Origin of the sequence: Arthrobacter sp. CC3, from assembly GCF_039907775.1 — a bacterium.
Lineage (GTDB): Bacteria > Actinomycetota > Actinomycetes > Actinomycetales > Micrococcaceae > Arthrobacter.
The window spans coordinates 95,060-112,485 of record NZ_JARCCY010000008.1; the positions used below are offsets into that span (position 1 = coordinate 95,060).

Here is a 17,426-nt window from a genome sequence, read left to right on the forward strand (position 1 = left end):
CCGGCGCTCCCGCTGGTGCACCCGGGAGGGGTGGATCCGCCTACGTCACTAGTCGATCATTCTCGAGAGGAATGCTGTTCGATGTCACTACCGACCAAGAAGAAGTCCGGAACTGCGAAGAGCAAATGGGCCAAGCTGTACTGGGCAGTGCCGGCCGCGCTCGTTGCCCTTCTTCTCGTGGTGCTTCTCGCGAAGTGGATCACCGGACTTGCCGGTGTCAAGGACTTCCTGGCGGCCTACCCGGGCCACTCAGAGCTCCCTGCGGGAACTCCTGAGGGCTTCCCGGCCTGGCTGGCGTGGCAACACTTCCTCAACGGCTTCTTCCTGCTGCTGATCATCCGCTCCGGCTGGCAGGTGCGCACGCAGACACGTCCGGCGGCCTACTGGACCCGGAACAACAAGGGCATGATCCGCACCAGGAATGCCCCGACGAAGATCAGCCTCGCGCTGTGGTTCCACCTCGTCCTGGACGCGCTGTGGATCCTCAACGGCATCGTGTTCGCCGTCCTGATTTTCGCCACCGGACAGTGGGCGCGCATCGTGCCCACCAGCTGGGATGTTTTCCCCAACGCGCTCTCGGCGGCGCTGCAGTACGCATCCCTGAACTGGCCCACGGAGAACGGCTGGGTCAACTACAACGCCCTGCAGCTGCTCACGTACTTCATCACGGTCTTTATCGCGGCGCCCCTGGCGTTCATCACGGGCCTCAGGATGTCCTCGGCCTGGCCCAAGAACGCCAAGGCGCTGAACAAGGCCTACCCGATCGAGGCAGCCCGGGCCGTGCACTTCCCGGTGATGATTTACTTTGCCGCTTTCATCGTGGTTCACGTGTTCCTGGTGCTCGCCACCGGTGCGCTCCGGAACCTCAACCACATGTACGGCGGCAGCGATGACGTCAGCTGGGTGGGCTTCGGCATCTTTGCCGCGTCAGTCGCCGTGATGGTCGCTGCGTGGTTCCTGGCCAGGCCGCTCTTCCTGAGTCCCATTGCGTCCCTGATGGGCAAGGTCAGCAGCCGCTGACCGGCCTGCCGGGGCTGGCCGCTGGCCGGGGTCGCTGTAGGCGGCCCGGCTCAGCTGTCCTTGAGCTTCTGGTAGGTCTCCAGGGCCCGCTCGCGTGACTCCGGCAGGCCCACCACCGGCTCCGGATACCCGGCGGCCTGTTCCGGAGACTTCCAGGGTTCGTGGATCGCTTTGTCATCCATCCCGGCGATTTCCGGAATGAACTCCCGCAGGTAGCGGCCCGCCGCGTCGAACTTCTTGCTTTGCGTCACCGGGTTGAAGATCCGGAAATACGGGGAAGCATCCGCTCCTGATCCGGCCACCCATTGCCAGTTGGCCGGATTGCTGGCTGAGTCGGCGTCCACCAGGGTGTCCCAGAACCAGGCCTCGCCCAGCCGCCAGTCAGCGAGCAGGTTCTTCACCAGGAACGATGCGGCGGCCATGCGGACGCGGTTGTGCATCCAGCCCGTCTGCCACAGTTGCCGCATTCCGGCGTCCACCAACGGATAGCCCGTCCGGCCCTGCTGCCACGCTTCCAGCTCAGCGTCCGACGGCGTCTGCCACTCGAAACGGTCGAAATCGGGGCGGTAGTTCCGGGTGGCCAGCTCCGGGTTCTCATAGAGCAGCTGCCAGCAGAACTCGCGCCAGCCCAGTTCGGACCGGAAGATCCCGACGTCGGCGGGTGCCTGGTGCGGGAAGCGCTCACGGAGCGCGTGCCAGACGCGGAAGGGACTGATTTCACCAAAACGAAGGTGGGGGGAGAGGCGGCTGGTGCCCTCGAGTCCCGGCCGGTCGCGGCCGGTTCCGTAATCCTCGACAGGGCCGTCAAGGAAATCGTGCAGGCGGCTGTGCGCGCCCGCTTCACCGGGCGTCCAAGACTCCGCAAGTCCGGCGCTCCAGTCCGGTGACCGGGGGAGCAGCCCCCAGCTGTCCAGGTCGTCGCTGTGGGGGAGCTCCCCGTCGTCGTTCTGCGCCGGGTGAGGAAGCTTGCCGGGAGCGCCGGGCGGCATCCGCGGCTCACCGCTGTCGAGGCAGGCACGCCAGAAGGGCGTGAAAACCTTGTAGGGCCCGCCGGCGCCTGTGCGGATGGTCCAGGGCTCGAACATGAGGCTGGCCTGGAAGCTCGCGGCATCAAGGCCTTCCTCGCCGGCCCAGGCCTTAACACCGGCATCGATGCTGCGTTCGGGCCCGCCGTACCTGCGGTTCCACCTCAGATGGGTGGCTCCGGTCTCTGCAGCCAGCTCCTGGATGGTTCCCGCCGCCTTCCCTCGCCGAAGGACAAGCCGGGAGCCGGCGGCCTCCAGCCCGGCAGCCAGGGACGCCAGCGAATGGTGCAGCCACCACTTGGCTGCACCGCCGAGCGCGCGCACCCCGGGCGATTCTTCATCCAGGACGTAGACGACGGTTACGGGGTGGCCCAGGGCTGCCGCGTCGGCCAGCGCCGGATTGTCATCCAGGCGAAGGTCATCACGAAGCCAGACAATGGTGGAAGGCATGCTTCCACGGTACACGCCGCTCGGTGCTATTTACTGGCCGGTAACTTGGCCGTAGACTCGCTCCTGCCGTCCGTTGCGTTCATTCTCCGCAGGGACGGTTCCGTTCGGATCGGGCCTTTTCCTGTTGACAACGGCATACGGCTGGAGGCGGCCGGATGCCGGCCACCTGTTCGCCGCAAAGATGCCGCGCGCAGGAAAAAGGATGACCAATGAAGCTATTCCTTGCAGCGGCCAAAGATTCAAGAGAGGCCAGAGCGGCCCGGACAGCAAGCCGCCGTCTGCCCGCCGCCCGGACACTCCTGGCAGGGCTGGCCGCCGCCGTCTCGGTTTCCGGGTTGATTGCCCCCGTCGCCCATGCTGCGCCCCCGGGCGGCGATGCGTGGGTGGTGAGTGTCGGAGACTCCTATATTTCGGGGGAGGCAGGCCGCTGGGCGGGCAACTCGAGCGACCCGGCCCAGGCGGACGCCCTGGGCGACGCCGCCTACCTTGATGCCGGCCAGTCCGAGCGCACGGGCGGCTGCCACCGCTCCTCGTCAGCGGAAATCAGCATCGGCCAGGCGCAGGCGCTCAACCTGGCCTGTTCCGGCGCCAAAACGGCCACGTCCTGGAACTCGTCAGGGGAGTTCAAACCGGGCCTCGACTTCTACAACGACGCAGCCGGGAACACCGGCCAGGCCCTGGAACTTCAGCGCTTCGCATCATCCCACCGGGTCAGGATGGTAGTGGTCTCGATCGGCGGCAATGACCTGGGTTTTGCCGGCATCATCGCCACGTGTGTCTCCAAGTTCATGACCAGCCCGTGGTGGGCGCCGAGTTACTGCAAGGACTCCACCACGGTGGCCACGAACTTCTCGGCCGCCAACAGGGCGGCTGTGGCGGCCCGGATCGGCACGTCGCTGGCCAACGTTGCCAAGGCAATGGGCAACGCGGGCTACGCGCCCGGTGAGTACAGCCTGGTGGTGCAGAACTACGTCTCGCCCCTGCCGCGGAGTTCCCGCATCGCCTATTCAGAATCAGGTTTCAGCCGGCAGAGTACCTACGGCTGCGGATTCTGGAACGCGGACCTGGACTGGGCGGCGGGGACCGCCGTGCCTGCCATCAACTCCACCATTTCAGCCGGAATCGCTGCTTCCGGTGTGTCAGGTGTTCGCACGCTCAACGTGTCCGCGCTCTTCAGCGGCCATGAACTGTGCGCCGATACGACGAAGAAGCTGAACAACACCGCGCTGGCCGACTGGCGGAGCGCGGGCGCAGCGGACCTCAGCGAGTGGATCAACGAGATCCGGACGGCGAGCACTGCCTTCAGCGACTACTACATCCAGGAATCACTGCATCCGAACTACTGGGGCCAGTTGGCCCTGCGCAATTGCCTGCGCCAGGCCTACAACGGCGGCGATGTCCGTTCCGGGAGCTGTACGGCGGGTACCGGGCTGACGTCGGGAGGCGAACCGGCGGTGACCTTGAGCTAGCTGCGGGCGCTGTCGACGAAAACCGAAAGGCCGGGGTTCCCGTCAGGGAACCCCGGCCTTTCCGGTGTCCGGTCCGGAACCGGATCAGCTACTAGAGCTTGTCGAAATCAGCCTCTTCAACCGTGGAATCGGCAGCCGACGAATTGGCCGACGACCCAATGGCAGGCTTCGCGCCGCCGGACTTCAGGGCCGCGAGTCGAGCTTCGATCTCAGTCTGCTCGCCAAGGTCTTCGAGCTGGTTGAACTGTGCGTCGAGGCTGGACGCGGCGAGCTCCTGCTGTCCGCGGACCTTCGCCTCTTCGCGGCGGATCTTCTCTTCGAAGCGGCCCACCTCGCTGGTGGGATCCATGAAATCGATGCTCTTGAGGGCGTCGTGGACCTGGGACTGTGCTGCGGCGGTCTTGGAGCGGGCCACCAGCTCATTGCGCTTGCTGGTCAGCTCGTTCAACTTGCTCTTCATCTGGTCAAGGCCGGTCTTGAGCTTGTCCACAACCTCGGTCTGCGAGGCGATGCTGGGTTCTGCGGCCTTGGCCTCGTTCTCGGCTGCCATCTGGCGCTGGATGGCAACCTTGGCCAGGTTGTCGAACTTCTGGGCGTCCACGGCGTCGCCGCTGCTCCGGTACTCGTCGGCCTTGCGGGACGCTGCCAGGGCCTTGTTGCCCCAGTCCTGGGCATTCTTGACGTCCTCGTTGTAGTCGTCCTGGAGCATCCGCAGATTGCCGATGGTCTGCGCCACAGCAGATTCAGCTTCGGCAATGTTGTTCGTGTAATCCCGGACCATCTGGTCCAGCATCTTCTGCGGATCTTCGGCCTGGTCCAGCAAGGAGTTGATGTTCGCCTTTGCCAGCTGCGCCATACGGCCGAAAATGGACTGCTTAACCATGGTGTTGCCTTTCATCCTGCTCAGTGGTCGCCACTGATTTCAGTGAACAGTTGATATACCGCTTCTATCCGGCGGCCGGGGGAAACCGGCCGCCGCCTAGTCTGTGGATCGGCTAGAAGCTGCCGGAGTCTCCGCCGCCGAAATCGCCGCCGCCAAAGTCCCCGCCTCCGCCGCCGAAATCGCCGCCGCCCCAGCCGCCGCCGTCACTGTGGCCGCCGCCCCAGCCGCCGCCGCTGCCGCCGTTGAGGATGGAATTGATGAGGATGCCACCGAGGATGGCGCCGCCAAGGCCGCCACCGCCTCCGCCGCCGAACATGCCTCCGCGGCCGTAGCCCTGGTTTGCGTAGCCGAAGCTGTCCACGTCGCCCTGGGCGAGCTGCGCGGCCTGTGCGGCCAGTGCGTGGGCCTGCTGGGCGTACGTAAGCGCCGTGACCGGGTCATTGCGGGAGATGGACAAGGCATAGTCCAGGTTCCGCTGGGCTTCTGCCAGGCGAGTACGTGCTTCGGTCCCCACTCCGCCGCGGCGCGCCGTGATGTAGTCCGAGGTGGCGCTGATCTGCGCCTGGGCAGACATGATGGTCTGCTGCAGCGACGCCTGCGCGCGGCGGGCCTGTTCCTGCTGGTCCCGGATGCCCGTCAGGGACTGGTCCAGCGACTGATGGGCCGTTTCCACCCGCTCCAGGGTGGCGATCGGATCGATCTTGCCGCCCTGGATTTCCGCCTTGACCTGGGCCAGGGCGGCTTCCACTCCGGCCACCGGCCCGGCAAGTTCCGGATGGGCTCCGGACTGGATCATCGCTTTGGCCTGAGCGAGGTCCTGGGACGTGTCCACCACAGCGGCCTCAAGGCTGTTACGGGCCTCGTCCAGGTTCCCGGAGACCTTCGTGATGGCTTCGAGCAGTACCTTGGTCTGGTGCAGGCTTTCCTCCGCGGCACGGACGGCCACGGCAGCCAGGCTGCCTTCTCCGGCTGCCAGCTTGTCCCGGGCCGTTGACGACGCGTTCTGCACGAACGCGAGCCGCTCCTTGGCCTGGCCGATGTTGTCCGAGACCTGGACAAGGGCACTGTCCGCGTACTTGGCCCGCAGGGTGGTCAGGGTCTGTTCAGCCGTGGCGATCCTGGCGTCAGCTTCCTGGGCCCCGGCGTTCACCGCGGCAAGGGCCTGCGGGGCGTTCTTCTCAAGTTCACGGAGCGAGTCAAAGTCGGCCTTTTGTTCCTGGAGTGAGGCCAGGGCCGCCTCGGAACGGCGAATAATTTCGCCAAGCCAGCTCCGCTGCTGTTCCTCGGTGTCCGGGATGTGGTCGTCCAGCTGCTGCTGCAGTTTGAACGATTCGGACATGTGACCCTTGGCTTCCTGCAGGGCCTTCGTGAAATTCCCGACGGCGGCATCGCCGTACTGTGCCTGGGCGAAGCCCAGTTCCTGCTCGCTGGAGTTGATGGCGTTATCGGCTTCAATGAGCAGCGAACCGCTCTTTTTGCGCAGCTCGTCCACGCTCAGGGAGGCCAATGGGTCGAGCTCTGCGCCTTGCGGTCCGTAGCTGGCACTCGAAGCGACAGCAGCCTTCTTCCGCCTGTTCCGGAGGTACAGGTAGGCACCCGCGCCGCCGGCCACGACCACGCCAGTGCCAACCAGGACGGCTGCGCCGGCGCCGTCACCGGACGGGACGTTGCCGCTGCCCCCGCCGGCGGCGTCGCCAATTGCCCCCGCGGTGTCGATGGCCGCCTGGGCGTAATCCTTCTTACCCCCGGCAAGGTTTGCAGTGACGGCGTTCTGGCTGATGTTGGACTGCTTGGACTTGATTGGGCTGGCTGAGTTCAGGGTGAAGCTGAATTTGCCTTCCGTCGCTATCGCCAGAACGGCGTCCGCCCGGCCCATGCTCTTTTTGGTGGCCACGTCCTGGGCCCATGCCGCGGGGTCGGCGGGGTTCGTGAAGGAGTCCACGGTCACCACATAGAGGTTGTACTTGTGGTCCTTCAGGAGCTTCTGGATTGCTTCCTGGACTTCGGCCTTGCGTCCTCCGAGAACATTGGCGTTGTCCACGATGTTCGTGCCGGACGGAATGGTCACCGGGTCGTTGGCCCAGGCTGAGGTGGCGGGAACCGCCAGCAACCCGGCAAGGCCGATCACGGCGAGGAGACGTTTGAAATTAGACCGCATGTGCAACCCTTCAGCACTTCTGCGACTGATTCGGGCCGAGCCAGTCGTCACAGAATGCAGCAGCGCCCCCACGCATGTGTAAAGCCGCAGGTCGCTGTGGCAATTCCATTTGATTCTATGGTGCACCAAAATGCCCGTCCACAACGGGGAATATGCCACCAGCGAAAAGCGCTGCAAGCACTTGCCGGACCCGCAAAAAACGGACTCCGACGGCGTTCAGCAACCTCCCAGCCAACGTCCGCCTTAGCTCCAGTCTGAGGGTCCATAGTTAAAAGCAGACAAGGATGAAAGGAAGTCTAATGACTGAGAACCCAGCACAGGGTGGATCGCCTGAGAACAGGGGTCCGGAAAAGCCCCGCGAGGGCTGGCCGGCGCAGCCTGCTCACGCGGACACGCAACCGCTGGATGCAGGGCACCAGCAGCAGCCCGCGCTGCAGCCGCAGGATCCGGCGCAACCGGCCGGAGACTCAGTCCAAGGAAACCCCGATACCCAAGGAACCCAGGGAACCCCAGGCGCCCAAGGGAACCCAGGCGCCCAGGACAACCCGACCGTCCGGCTCGACCGTGCACCGTCCGACGATGGAAGTGCGCCCTTCCGCAACGGTCAGCCACATCCTCACGGAGACGGTGCACCGCAGCCCGTCTATCCGCAGCACCAGCCCTTCTACGGCCAGCAGGCCGGCCCGTCCGCCCAGCATTCCGGCCAGCCTGACGCCCACCAGGGTCACAGCAACTACTCCGGTGCCGGCGCCCCGCAGGGCAGCGGCCCCTATCAGGCCGGCCACCAGCACCCGGGCAGCATGTACGCCTCCGATCCGGCCAGCACCCCGAAGCGGAAAGCGGCCTTTGGCGTGGGAACCCTGGTCGCAAGCATTCTTGCCGCCGGCCTGGTGGGCGGCGGAGTGGTGGCGGCCAGCGACGCCTTCATCAGCAATGGCTCCACGTCAGCCGTGAGTAGCGCCGGCGGACAGCCCAGCACCGTGATCGTCAACAACAAAGATGACGTGAACGTCATTACCGCCGCTTCGTTGAAGGCGTCCCCGAGTGTGGTGACCATCAAAGCGACGAGCGGCAGCGACGGCGGCACCGGTTCAGGAATCATCCTCGACGAGGACGGCCACATCCTGACCAATACCCACGTTGTGACCCTTGACGGCAAGACGGCCAACGCCACCATCGAAATCCGGACGAGTGACGGCCGGGTGCTCACCGCGAAAATCGTTGGCACCGACCCCCTGAGCGACCTTGCCGTGATCAAGGTGGACAACCCGTCCGGGTTGACGCCGGCGACCCTTGGGGACTCCGGCAAGCTGAACGTTGGTGACACCGCCATCGCCATCGGCTCGCCCCTTGGCCTGACGGGAACGGTCACCGACGGTATCGTCTCCACGCTCAACCGGACCATCAGCGTGGCCTCATCGGCAGCGCCCAAGGAAGGCGCGGATGATTCCCAAAGCGACGGCGAAGGCGGCTTCCAGTTTGCTCCGCCGGACGGCGGCCAGACCCAGAACTCCGCGAACCAGGGATCCATCTCCCTTAACGTGATCCAGACGGATGCCGCCATCAACCCCGGCAACTCCGGCGGTGCCCTGGTCAACAGCAAGGGTGAAGTGATCGGTGTGAACGTGGCCATTGCCTCGGCCGGCGGCGAGTCAAGCTCAAGCACCAGCGGCAACATCGGCGTGGGCTTCAGCGTTCCCATCAACAACGCCAAGCGTGTGGCGCAGGAGATCATCGATAACGGCAAGGCCACGCACGGCCAGTTCGGCGTCAGCGTGAAGCCGAAGTCGTCCACGTCCTCAAGCTCGTCCTTCTCGGTGGGCGCGGAAGTGGCCACCGTGGAGTCAGGCTCCGCCGCCGCCAAGGCAGGCCTGAAGGTGGGCGATGTCGTGACGAAATTCAACGACCTCGTCATCAGCGATCCCAACCAGTTGACCGCAGCGGTTCGAGAGCAGCCGGCCGGTGCGACCGTGAAGGTCACATTCCAGCGCGGCGGCCAGCAACAGCAGGTGGACGTGACACTCGGAGCGGCAGCGGAGCAGTAACTGCCGGAGCCGCCTCCGGCGGCGCGGCTAGCACGAATCTACCCGTCAGCGGAGGCGGGGCCGCCGGCATGGTGGCCCCGCCTCCGCTGCTTCGCTGCCGTAGTCCGGCGCCGGCCGGGTGTAAGCGCCGCCTGCCTGACACAGGCCTTAACGGGACGGCGCGGGCACCCCGCTATATGGTTAGCTTGGTTCTACCCGCACCCCGGGGGAGATCCGCGGCCATAACCTCACCCGGCTGGCTATCCACAAGCATGGAAGGCTGCTGTACAGAAAGTGGAAGAGACATTGAAGATCATCGTTCTGGTCAAGCATGTACCAGACGCGCAATTGGACCGTCACCTCAGCGCCGAGGACAACACCACGGACCGCGCCGATAGCATCCTGTCCGAGCTGGACGAATACGCTCTGGAAGCCGCGCTGCAGCTGGTAGAAGCCCGCGGCGGAGCAAAGGCCGGCAACCAGGTCATCGCTCTGAGCATGGGTCCCGCCGGTGCCGTCAATGCCATCAAGAAGTCCCTCCAGATCGGCGCCACCGAAGGCGTCCACCTCCGCGACGACGCGCTGGCCGGATCCGATGCCGCCGCGACGTCCCTGGCGCTGGCTGCAGCCGTCCGACACCTGGGATCAGACAGCCCCGTTGACCTGGTCCTGACCGGCATGGCATCCACCGACGGCGAGACCTCCCTCGTTCCTGCGCAACTGGCCGAACGGCTCGGGCTCCCGCAGGTCACGTTCGCCTCCGAACTGGAAGTTGACGGCGGCCGCGTCATCGCCCGCCGCGACAGTGACACGCACTACGACACCATCGAGGCGCCGCTGCCTGCCGTGGTGTCCGTAACCGACCAGATCAACGAGCCGCGCTTCCCGAACTTCAAGGGAATCATCGCTGCCAAGCGCAAGACCATCACCACGCTCTCGCTCGCGGAGATCGGCGTCGACCCCGCACAGGTGGGCAAAGCCGGTTCCTGGACCGCCGTGCAGACGGCAGCCCCCCGCCCGCCGCGCACCGCCGGCACCATCATCACCGACGAAGGCGACGCCGGCATCAAGCTGGTCGAGTTCCTGGCCGCCCAGAAGCTGCTCTAAGAGGATTCCAGACATGGCAAAAGTACTTGTATTCATTGACAACCCCGGGCAGGCCCTCAAGAAGAGCGGCCTCGAACTGCTGACGATCGCCCGTGCGCTCGGTGACACAGCCGTAGCCGTCAACGGACCGCTGAACGACGACGTCGCCGCCGCCTTGGGTGCCCACGGCGCCGCCGCCATCTTCCGGCCATCGTCCGACGACCTTGACGCATACCTGGTCGGCCCAAAGGCCGCATTCCTGGCCGGGGCCGTGGCGGCCTCGGGTGCCACGACGGTGCTCTTGGAGAACTCGTTTGACGGCAAGGAGATCGCAGCCCGGCTTGGCATCAAGCTTGGCGCCGGCGTCATCACCGACGTCGTGGGAGTGGACACGGACGGCACGGCCCACAAGTCGGTGCTGGCTGGCTCCTACACCACCACGGCCAGGGCAACCACGGCCGTGTCCGTGCTGACGGTCAAGCCGAACAGCGTCACGCCGGAACCCGCGGGAGCGGCGGCAAGCCCCGAGGTACGCACCGTCGACGTCCCGGAATCCGCCTCGGCCGGCGCTGCCCGGATCACCGGCCGCACGGACAAGCCGGCCAGCGGCCGTCCGGACCTCACCGAGGCGCGGATCGTGGTGGCAGGCGGACGCGGCGTCGACGGCGATTTTGGTCCCGTTGAGGAACTTGCCGATGCCCTCGGTGCCGCCGTTGGTGCGTCCCGCGCGGCAACCGATGCCGGCTGGATCGGCCACGACGCGCAGGTGGGCCAGACCGGCAAGACGGTGTCCCCGCAGCTGTACATTTCCGCCGGCATTTCCGGCGCCATCCAGCAGAAAGCCGGCATGCAGACCGCCAAGGTCATTGTTGCCGTCAACAAGGACGCCGAATCACCGGTGTTCGAGATCGCCGATTTCGGCATCATCGGCGACCTCTTCCAGGTCCTTCCGCAGGCCACCGAAGAAATCAAGAAGCGCAAAGGCTGATGAATTGAGCATCAACGCTACGGCGCAGAGCCCGTTCAACCCGGAGCACCACCGGGTTGAGCGGGTCCTTTGTTTTACCGCCCACCCGGACGACATCGACTTCGGCGCCGCCGGGACGATCGCGGCCTGGACCGCGGCAGGAGTCGAGGTCAGTTACTGCATCATGACCGACGGCGACGCCGGCGGCTTCGACCCGGCGCAGCGCGACGAGATCGTGGCCATGCGGGCGGAGGAACAACGCCGGGCCGCTGCGCTGGTCGGGGTGACCGACATCCACTATCTCCACGAGCGGGACGGCTACCTGGAACCGACGCACGAGGTGATGAGGGGAGTGGTGAAGCTGATCCGGGAGATCCGGCCCGACGTCGTGCTTTCCATGCATCCCGAACGCAACTGGAACCGTATTCAGAAGAGCCACCCGGACCACCTCGCCGTGGGGGAGGCCGTAACGCGCGCTGTCTATCCGGCCCTGGAAAACCCCTTCGCATACCCGGACCTGGCCGAGGCGGGCCTTGAAGCCTACAAGCTTCCGTGGCTCTGGCTGTTTGCCGGGCCCGAGGAACGGGACAACCACTTTGTGGACGTCACGGCCCACGTCGAGGAGAAGCTGGCGGCGATCCATGTCCATGCCAGCCAGCACCCGGACCTGGAGGCCATGGACCGCACAGTCCGAGCGCTCATGCTGGATACCGGCTCGCGGGCCGGTCTGGCCGACGGGCGCAGTGCCGAGGCGTTTCATGTCGTCACAATCAACGGTTCCGGAACCATCGCCGGGTTCTAGGGTTGCCCGGGTGTAACCCGTGTCATATGCTGGCCTCTGTTTAAATCATATTTATTCAGGAAGGCAGACTTTGATGGCGAAGACTGCGCAGCAACCGGTACTGGTGATCATGGGTGTCTCAGGATCCGGTAAATCAACTGTGGCCGGCCTCTTGGCCGGCAGGCTCGGATGGGACCTGGCGGAAGGCGACGACCTGCACCCGGCGTCGAACGTCGCAAAAATGCAGGCCGGTGAGCCGCTGACCGACGAGGACAGATGGCCGTGGCTGGAATCCATCGCCGAATGGATCCGCGCGCACACGCAGGACGGAACCCCCGGCGTCGTCACCTGTTCCGCGCTGAAGAAGCGCTACCGGGACGCCCTGCGCGGTGAAGGCGTGGTGTTCGTCTTCCTGCAGGGAAGCAAGGAAAAGATCTCCGACCGCCTGGCATCGCGCCACGGGCACTTCATGCCCCCCGCGCTGCTCGAATCGCAGTTTGATGCGCTGGAAGAGCCGACGGCGGACGAAGAGCACATTTCCCTGTGCGTATCGGCCACGCCGTCGGAAGAAGCCCAGGAAATCATCGAGCGGCTCAACCTGGGCGCGGCAGACGCCGCGACCCCATAAACCAGCGTTACGCACTTAGGAACCATATTTTGAATTCTCAAATAGCAATGCAGCTGCCTGCTGCCGTCGAGGGCTGGACCGGCCACGACACGCAGCTTCTGGTGGTCGCTGCAATCGGCATCGCGCTCATTGTGGTGCTGATCGCCAAACTCAAGCTGCACCCCTTCCTGGCGCTCGTCCTCGGTTCCGCATTCGTGGGCCTGGCCTCCGGCGTTGAACTTGCCAAGGTCATCTCCAACTTCGAAGACGGCGTGGGCGGCGTCCTGAAGGAGGTGGGCCTGCTGATCGCCCTTGGCGCGATGCTGGGCAAGCTCCTGGCCGATTCCGGCGGTGCCAACCGGGTGGTGGACACCCTGCTGGACAAGGCAAGCGGCAACAAGGTTGTCTGGTCCGTCACCCTGGTGGCAGTCATCATCGGCCTGCCGATGTTCTTCGAAATCGGACTTGTGCTGCTGCTCCCGGTGATCGTCCTGGTCACGCAGCGTTCCAGGATGCCGCTGATGCGCATCGCCATTCCCGCGCTGGCCGGGCTCTCGGTGCTGCACGGACTGGTGCCGCCGCACCCCGGACCCCTGATTGCGATCAGCGCGGTCAAGGCAGAGCTCGGCACCACCCTGGCACTGGGCATCCTCGTCGCCATCCCCACGGTCATCATCTGCGGACCGCTGTTCTCGCGCCTCGCCGCAAAATGGGTTCCGGTGGGTGCGCCCGCCGTGGCCGGAGGCATCGATACCCAGCATGGCGCGGACATGGAAGGCGTCAAGCGCCAGCCCACGTTCCTTGTCACCCTGCTGACCATCATCTTCCCGGTGGTGCTGATGCTGCTCAAAGCCGTGGTGGACATCATCTGGCCGGATCCCAAAACCGCACCGCCGGTCCGGATCTTCTTTGACTTCGTTGGCCAGCCCCTGGTTGCCATGACCCTGGCCGTGCTGCTGGCGATCATCACCTTCGGTTACGCCGTGGGATTCACCGGCAGCCGCATCACGTCCAAGGTCGGCGCCAGCCTGGGCCCCATCGCGGCCATTCTGCTGATCGTGGGTGCCGGCGGCGGCTTCAAGCAGACCCTGATCGGGGCCGGCGTCGGTGACGCCGTGAAGAAGTGGGCCGAAGGAACCAACATGTCGGTCCTGGTGCTGGGCTTCATCGTGGCCGTCGCGCTGCGGCTGGCCACCGGCTCCGCCACGGTAGCGACGGTGACGGCAGCAGGCATCGTGGCTCCGCTGGCCAGCTCACTGACCCCGACCCATGCCGCATTGCTGGCACTGGCCATCGGCGCGGGATCGCTTTTCCTCTCCCACGTCAACGACGCCGGCTTCTGGCTGGTCAAGGAGCTCTTCGGACTGACCGTCGGGCAGACGTTCAAGACGTGGTCCGTGATGGAAACGCTGATCTCCGTGGTCGGCTTCGGCTTCGTGATGCTGCTGTCGCTGATAATTTAGCGGCGCTATTGATCGGCCCCCGGCTCAGGTGAGCCGCGCCGCCGCGCAGGCCCTGCTCCCTTCGACATGAAAGGGAGCAGGGCCTGCGCGGTTCTTGCATTTAAGGGCCTTGTCGTTAAAGTGCCGCGGCCTGCCGGTGCACGCTGGAAGGCGGGCACCGGCAGGCCGGTGAGGACGACGGCGGTGGCCGGCTAAGCGCCGAGAGGGGCCGCGGCGACTGTCGGCAGCGTGGGCGAAGCGGAGCCGCCCACCGGTTCAACGGTGATGCCCAGCGCGGCGGCCGAATGAATGCCCTTTACCACGGCGGGCTTCGACAGTGCCTCTGCGTCCATGAGCCCCTGGGAAACCGGAGCAGAGCCGTCCTTGGGGATCAGCCACATCTGGTAGACCTTCCCGGCCGGAGGAGCAGGCACGCCGTTCATCTTGACCACCACTGCGTCCCGGGACGACGAGATGGAGACCGTGGCCGTTCCTCCGCCACTGACGTCCACGGTGGCCTGCCGGACATCCTGTGCCTGGAGCACCTGGTTCAGCGGATCGTTCTGGTTGGCCACATAGGCGCCCACACCCACGCCGCCCAACGCGATGACCGCGGCAGCGGCCACCCCGATGAACCAGTTACGGAGCCCCGGCGCGCGGCGTCGTTCTTCACGGCGCTGGCGGGCTGCGCCGAGTTCGTCAGTGCCCGGCGCCTGGCCGGGTTCCTGCGCATGCCCGTGGATTACAGGGGTGGAAACCGGAACGGCGCCGGGTTGGGCCGGAAGCTGGGCCACAATGCGATCGAACAGTCCTGCGGGCGGTTCCTCCTCCGCAGTGAAGGTGAAGGCCAGCGTTTCGCGCGATTGCCGGACGCGCTCGTCGAAGGCCTCCCGTTCCGGCCTCGGCGCGGCGGAGATATATTCCTCGATGGCAGCCCGCTCGGCGGGAGTCACAGCGTCCAGGGCATACACTTCGGCGAGCTCCACGGCACGGCCGGAAGCCAGGTCCGTGGCGATGTCGTGGGCAAACATCCCGGACGGACGGCTGCTGTTCGGCTGGTTCATGTCGGACATCTCAACTCACCCCCAGACAGGTCTTCAAGCGGATCAGTCCATCGCGGATGCGGGACTTGATGGTGGGTACGGCGGCATTCAGTTTCTCCGCGACTTCGCGATACGTTAGCCCGCCGTAGTAGGCCAGCCGGACGGATTGCTGCTGTGTCTCGGTGAGGGTATCCAGACATCTGACAACGGCTTCGGCTTCCAGCCTGCTGCCGACCTCATCGGACACGGAGTCGTGGTCGATGTCCTGGCTGCTCGCGCCATATTTGGCTTCCCTGTCAGTTGACGACTGGGAGGAACGGACCTTGTCCACGGCGCGCCGGTGCGAGATCGTCATCAGCCATGCCAGCGGACTGCCCGCCTCCGGGTTGAATTTCGCCGCGTTCTGCCAGACCTGCAGGAAAACTTCCTGCGTGGTGTCCTCGCTGAGCTCGGGATCAATCAGGACCCGGCGTGCCATGCCGAAGACGCGCCGGGAAGTCAGTTCGTAGAATTCCGCGAAGGCCCCCTGGTCACCGTTGGCGATCAGTGCCAGCAGATCACCGAGCCGCCGGTTCACTTCGGCGGGAGTGCCCGGGGAAGCAGTGGCTTCGGGGTTTGGGGCGTTGGGAGTTTCCATTACCCCCAAGCATAAGTCGGTTTCGGGCGAACGCTTGGCACCGGGAGCGCTCGGAACGTCGCTGTGGGCGGTGCGACTGTTCCGGGCCGGGGACCTGCGGACCTGCACTGTAGTCACCTGCCGCTCCTCGATCCTGTTGGGGGCCCGGGTTGGCCTTCACAGGTTATTCGGAGTGCAGTGGCGGATGGATGGGCCGGGGAACTCCACTAGTTGCAGGCCCGCCGGGCAAACGCCGCGGCAGTGCCCGGGGCGCCGGGCTAGAGCTTGGCGCCGGCGAAGCCGTTCTGGCGCCAGGCTTCAAATACCGCAATCGACGCCGCGTTGGCGAGGTTCAGGGACCGCAGGGAGGGAAGCATCGGCAGCCGCACCCGGGACGTCACATGCGGGTCATGCTTGACATCCTCCGGCAGCCCCACGGATTCCTGACCGAAGAGGAGCACGTCACCGGGCAGGTAGCTGATGTCCGTGTAGGAGGTTTCGCCGTCGGACGTGAACGCGTAGACGCGCTCGGGCTGCAAAGCCTCCCACGCCGCGTCGAGGCTCTTATGCACCGTCACGACGGCGAGGTCGTGGTAATCCAAGCCGGCCCGGCGGAGCTTGGCGTCGGAAAAATCGAAGCCCAGGGGCTCCACCAAATGCAGCTCGGCGCCGGTGATAGCGGCCAGCCGGATGGCATTTCCGGTGTTGCCGGGAATTTCGGGGGAGTGGAAGAGGATGCGAAACACCGTCCCATCCTAGCGACCGCCCGGGCCGCCCGCTGCCTGCAGGCCGGCCGTCAGTGCATTCCGCGGAGCAGCCTGGCGAGGGCGGGAACGTTGACGGTGTTCGGGGCGGGCCCGGAGCTCAGGAACTCCTTGAGTCCCCGGACCAGTCCGGCCCCGTTGACCACCTGTACCGCTTCATGCCCGCGGGGTGACCGCCGGTGGTGGTCGATCACAGGTTCATGGAGGTTGCCGTCGGGACTGTGGATGACGGTCCATCCCGTCACGTTGAGCTCCGGGAAGATGTCCTGCATGCGCCGGACGATGTGCGCCAGCTGAGGCGGAGCGATGGCCCGGCCGCCGTGCGTCAGCGTGCTTCCGTTCCAGGCATACGCACCCTTGGGCAACAGCATGGATCCGATCAGCGCGAGCCGGTAGCCGGAGAGCACGGCATGGTCAATGTGGCTGTTGTCCGCCGGTGACTGCAGCCCGTTGATCAGCCGCGCAGCGGGAATCGCCGGGAGGATCTGCCTGCTGATCAGCTGAACGGTCCGCATTTCGCGCTGGATGCGGGCTTCCGCGCCGAAGATGCCACGTTTCCGCGGCATGCCATGGACCTGCCGGGCGGCAAGCTCCGCCGGGATCAGCGGAACGCTGCCTGACTCCGGGTCCTCGAACGGCGGGACGTACACCGGAGGGTCGCCTGCCGTGTTGCGCGGCGTGTTGGGCCGGTGCACGGTTGCGGAGGCCCGGCTCCCGGCTGCGGGGGCGTCGAAATGGGCGCCGTCCGTCGTCGTCGCGCCCGTTCCATGTGCGTACGAGCGGTCGTAGGCGGCGCGCCGCTTCGGATCAATCAGCGTCTCGTAGGCAAGCGTCACCTGCCGGAAAACGGCGGCATCGCCGCCGTGGTCGGGATGCGCCCGCCTGGCGGCCTTGCGGTAAGCCACCTTGATCTCTTTGTCCGTCGCCGTCACGGGAAGGCGAAGGACCTGGTAATGGGAGCTGCTGCCCTGGGTCAAGCACTGATCCTTATCTTGTCGGTTCCAGTCCACTCAGGCAGTCCGGTCCGCCCAGTTTAACCGTGTACAGGCTCAACGTCCGCGCCCGAGGCTCTGGTTCCCGGCCGCTGGCAT

At 65.7% G+C, this 17,426-nt stretch carries 15 protein-coding genes; 8 read left to right on the forward strand and 7 right to left on the reverse strand.

The genetic code is table 11. The features are described 5' to 3' along the window. Positions 1 to 81: 81 nt before the first annotated feature. The gene (locus PV761_RS06785; protein ID WP_028270225.1) at positions 82 to 1,020 is read left to right on the forward strand and encodes a cytochrome b/b6 domain-containing protein; all 939 of its coding nucleotides are present in this window, start codon (positions 82 to 84) and stop codon (positions 1,018 to 1,020) included. A 50-nt stretch (positions 1,021 to 1,070) separates the two neighbouring features. Here PV761_RS06785 and PV761_RS06790 read toward each other — a convergent pair whose 3' ends face one another. Continuing rightward, the gene (locus PV761_RS06790; protein WP_347895384.1) at positions 1,071 to 2,495 is read right to left on the reverse strand and encodes a deoxyribodipyrimidine photo-lyase; all 1,425 of its coding nucleotides are present in this window, start codon (positions 2,493 to 2,495) and stop codon (positions 1,071 to 1,073) included. A 209-nt stretch (positions 2,496 to 2,704) separates the two neighbouring features. Here PV761_RS06790 and PV761_RS06795 point away from each other — a divergent pair, with 209 nt between their 5' ends. Beyond that, positions 2,705 to 3,964 (forward strand): hypothetical protein, encoded by a 1,260-nt coding sequence (locus PV761_RS06795; RefSeq protein WP_347895386.1) that lies wholly within the window; start codon positions 2,705 to 2,707, stop codon positions 3,962 to 3,964. Positions 3,965 to 4,055: 91 nt separating this feature from the next. On the opposite strand, the gene PV761_RS06800 is transcribed toward PV761_RS06795, so the two are convergent. Together PV761_RS06800 and PV761_RS06805 are read right to left on the reverse strand one after the other, a co-directional pair. Further along, positions 4,056 to 4,847: a PspA/IM30 family protein gene (locus PV761_RS06800; protein ID WP_028270221.1), complete on the reverse strand. Its 792-nt coding sequence runs from the start codon at positions 4,845 to 4,847 to the stop codon at positions 4,056 to 4,058. A 112-nt stretch (positions 4,848 to 4,959) separates the two neighbouring features. Beyond that, complete coding sequence (locus PV761_RS06805; protein WP_347895388.1) at positions 4,960 to 7,005, reverse strand: TPM domain-containing protein; 2,046 nt, start codon at positions 7,003 to 7,005, stop codon at positions 4,960 to 4,962. Positions 7,006 to 7,304: 299 nt separating this feature from the next. Here PV761_RS06805 and PV761_RS06810 point away from each other — a divergent pair, with 299 nt between their 5' ends. From PV761_RS06810 to PV761_RS06835, 6 genes are all read left to right on the forward strand, one after another. Next, positions 7,305 to 9,050 carry a trypsin-like peptidase domain-containing protein gene (locus tag PV761_RS06810; protein ID WP_347895390.1) on the forward strand — a complete coding sequence of 582 codons (1,746 nt, stop codon included), beginning with the start codon at positions 7,305 to 7,307 and terminating at the stop codon, positions 9,048 to 9,050. A gap of 285 nt (positions 9,051 to 9,335) precedes the next feature. After that, a complete protein-coding gene (locus tag PV761_RS06815; protein WP_028270219.1) occupies positions 9,336 to 10,136 on the forward strand; it encodes an electron transfer flavoprotein subunit beta/FixA family protein in 801 nt (266 codons plus the stop codon). Positions 10,137 to 10,149: 13 nt separating this feature from the next. Then, a complete protein-coding gene (locus tag PV761_RS06820) occupies positions 10,150 to 11,103 on the forward strand; it encodes an electron transfer flavoprotein subunit alpha/FixB family protein (protein ID WP_347895392.1) in 954 nt (317 codons plus the stop codon). Between the two features lie 4 nt (positions 11,104 to 11,107). Beyond that, entirely contained in the window at positions 11,108 to 11,884 is a 777-nt protein-coding gene (locus PV761_RS06825) for a PIG-L deacetylase family protein (RefSeq protein WP_347895394.1), read from the forward strand. Between the two features lie 73 nt (positions 11,885 to 11,957). After that, positions 11,958 to 12,491, forward strand: coding sequence for a gluconokinase (locus tag PV761_RS06830; RefSeq protein ID WP_028270216.1), 534 nt, complete (start codon positions 11,958 to 11,960; stop codon positions 12,489 to 12,491). Between the two features lie 47 nt (positions 12,492 to 12,538). Further along, positions 12,539 to 13,933, forward strand: a complete 1,395-nt coding sequence (locus PV761_RS06835) for a gluconate:H+ symporter (protein ID WP_347895476.1) — start codon at positions 12,539 to 12,541, stop codon at positions 13,931 to 13,933. A 191-nt stretch (positions 13,934 to 14,124) separates the two neighbouring features. Here PV761_RS06835 and PV761_RS06840 read toward each other — a convergent pair whose 3' ends face one another. The 4 genes from PV761_RS06840 to PV761_RS06855 form a co-directional block, all read right to left on the reverse strand. Beyond that, a complete protein-coding gene (locus tag PV761_RS06840) occupies positions 14,125 to 14,985 on the reverse strand; it encodes an anti-sigma factor (RefSeq protein WP_347895397.1) in 861 nt (286 codons plus the stop codon). A 1-nt stretch (position 14,986) separates the two neighbouring features. Further along, positions 14,987 to 15,592 carry a sigma-70 family RNA polymerase sigma factor gene (locus tag PV761_RS06845; protein ID WP_028270213.1) on the reverse strand — a complete coding sequence of 202 codons (606 nt, stop codon included), beginning with the start codon at positions 15,590 to 15,592 and terminating at the stop codon, positions 14,987 to 14,989. A gap of 257 nt (positions 15,593 to 15,849) precedes the next feature. Next, positions 15,850 to 16,317 (reverse strand): tRNA (cytidine(34)-2'-O)-methyltransferase, encoded by a 468-nt coding sequence (locus tag PV761_RS06850; RefSeq protein ID WP_028270212.1) that lies wholly within the window; start codon positions 16,315 to 16,317, stop codon positions 15,850 to 15,852. 50 nt (positions 16,318 to 16,367) lie between these two features. Further along, positions 16,368 to 17,312, reverse strand: a complete 945-nt coding sequence (locus tag PV761_RS06855) for a J domain-containing protein (protein WP_028270211.1) — start codon at positions 17,310 to 17,312, stop codon at positions 16,368 to 16,370. Positions 17,313 to 17,426: the final 114 nt, after the last annotated feature.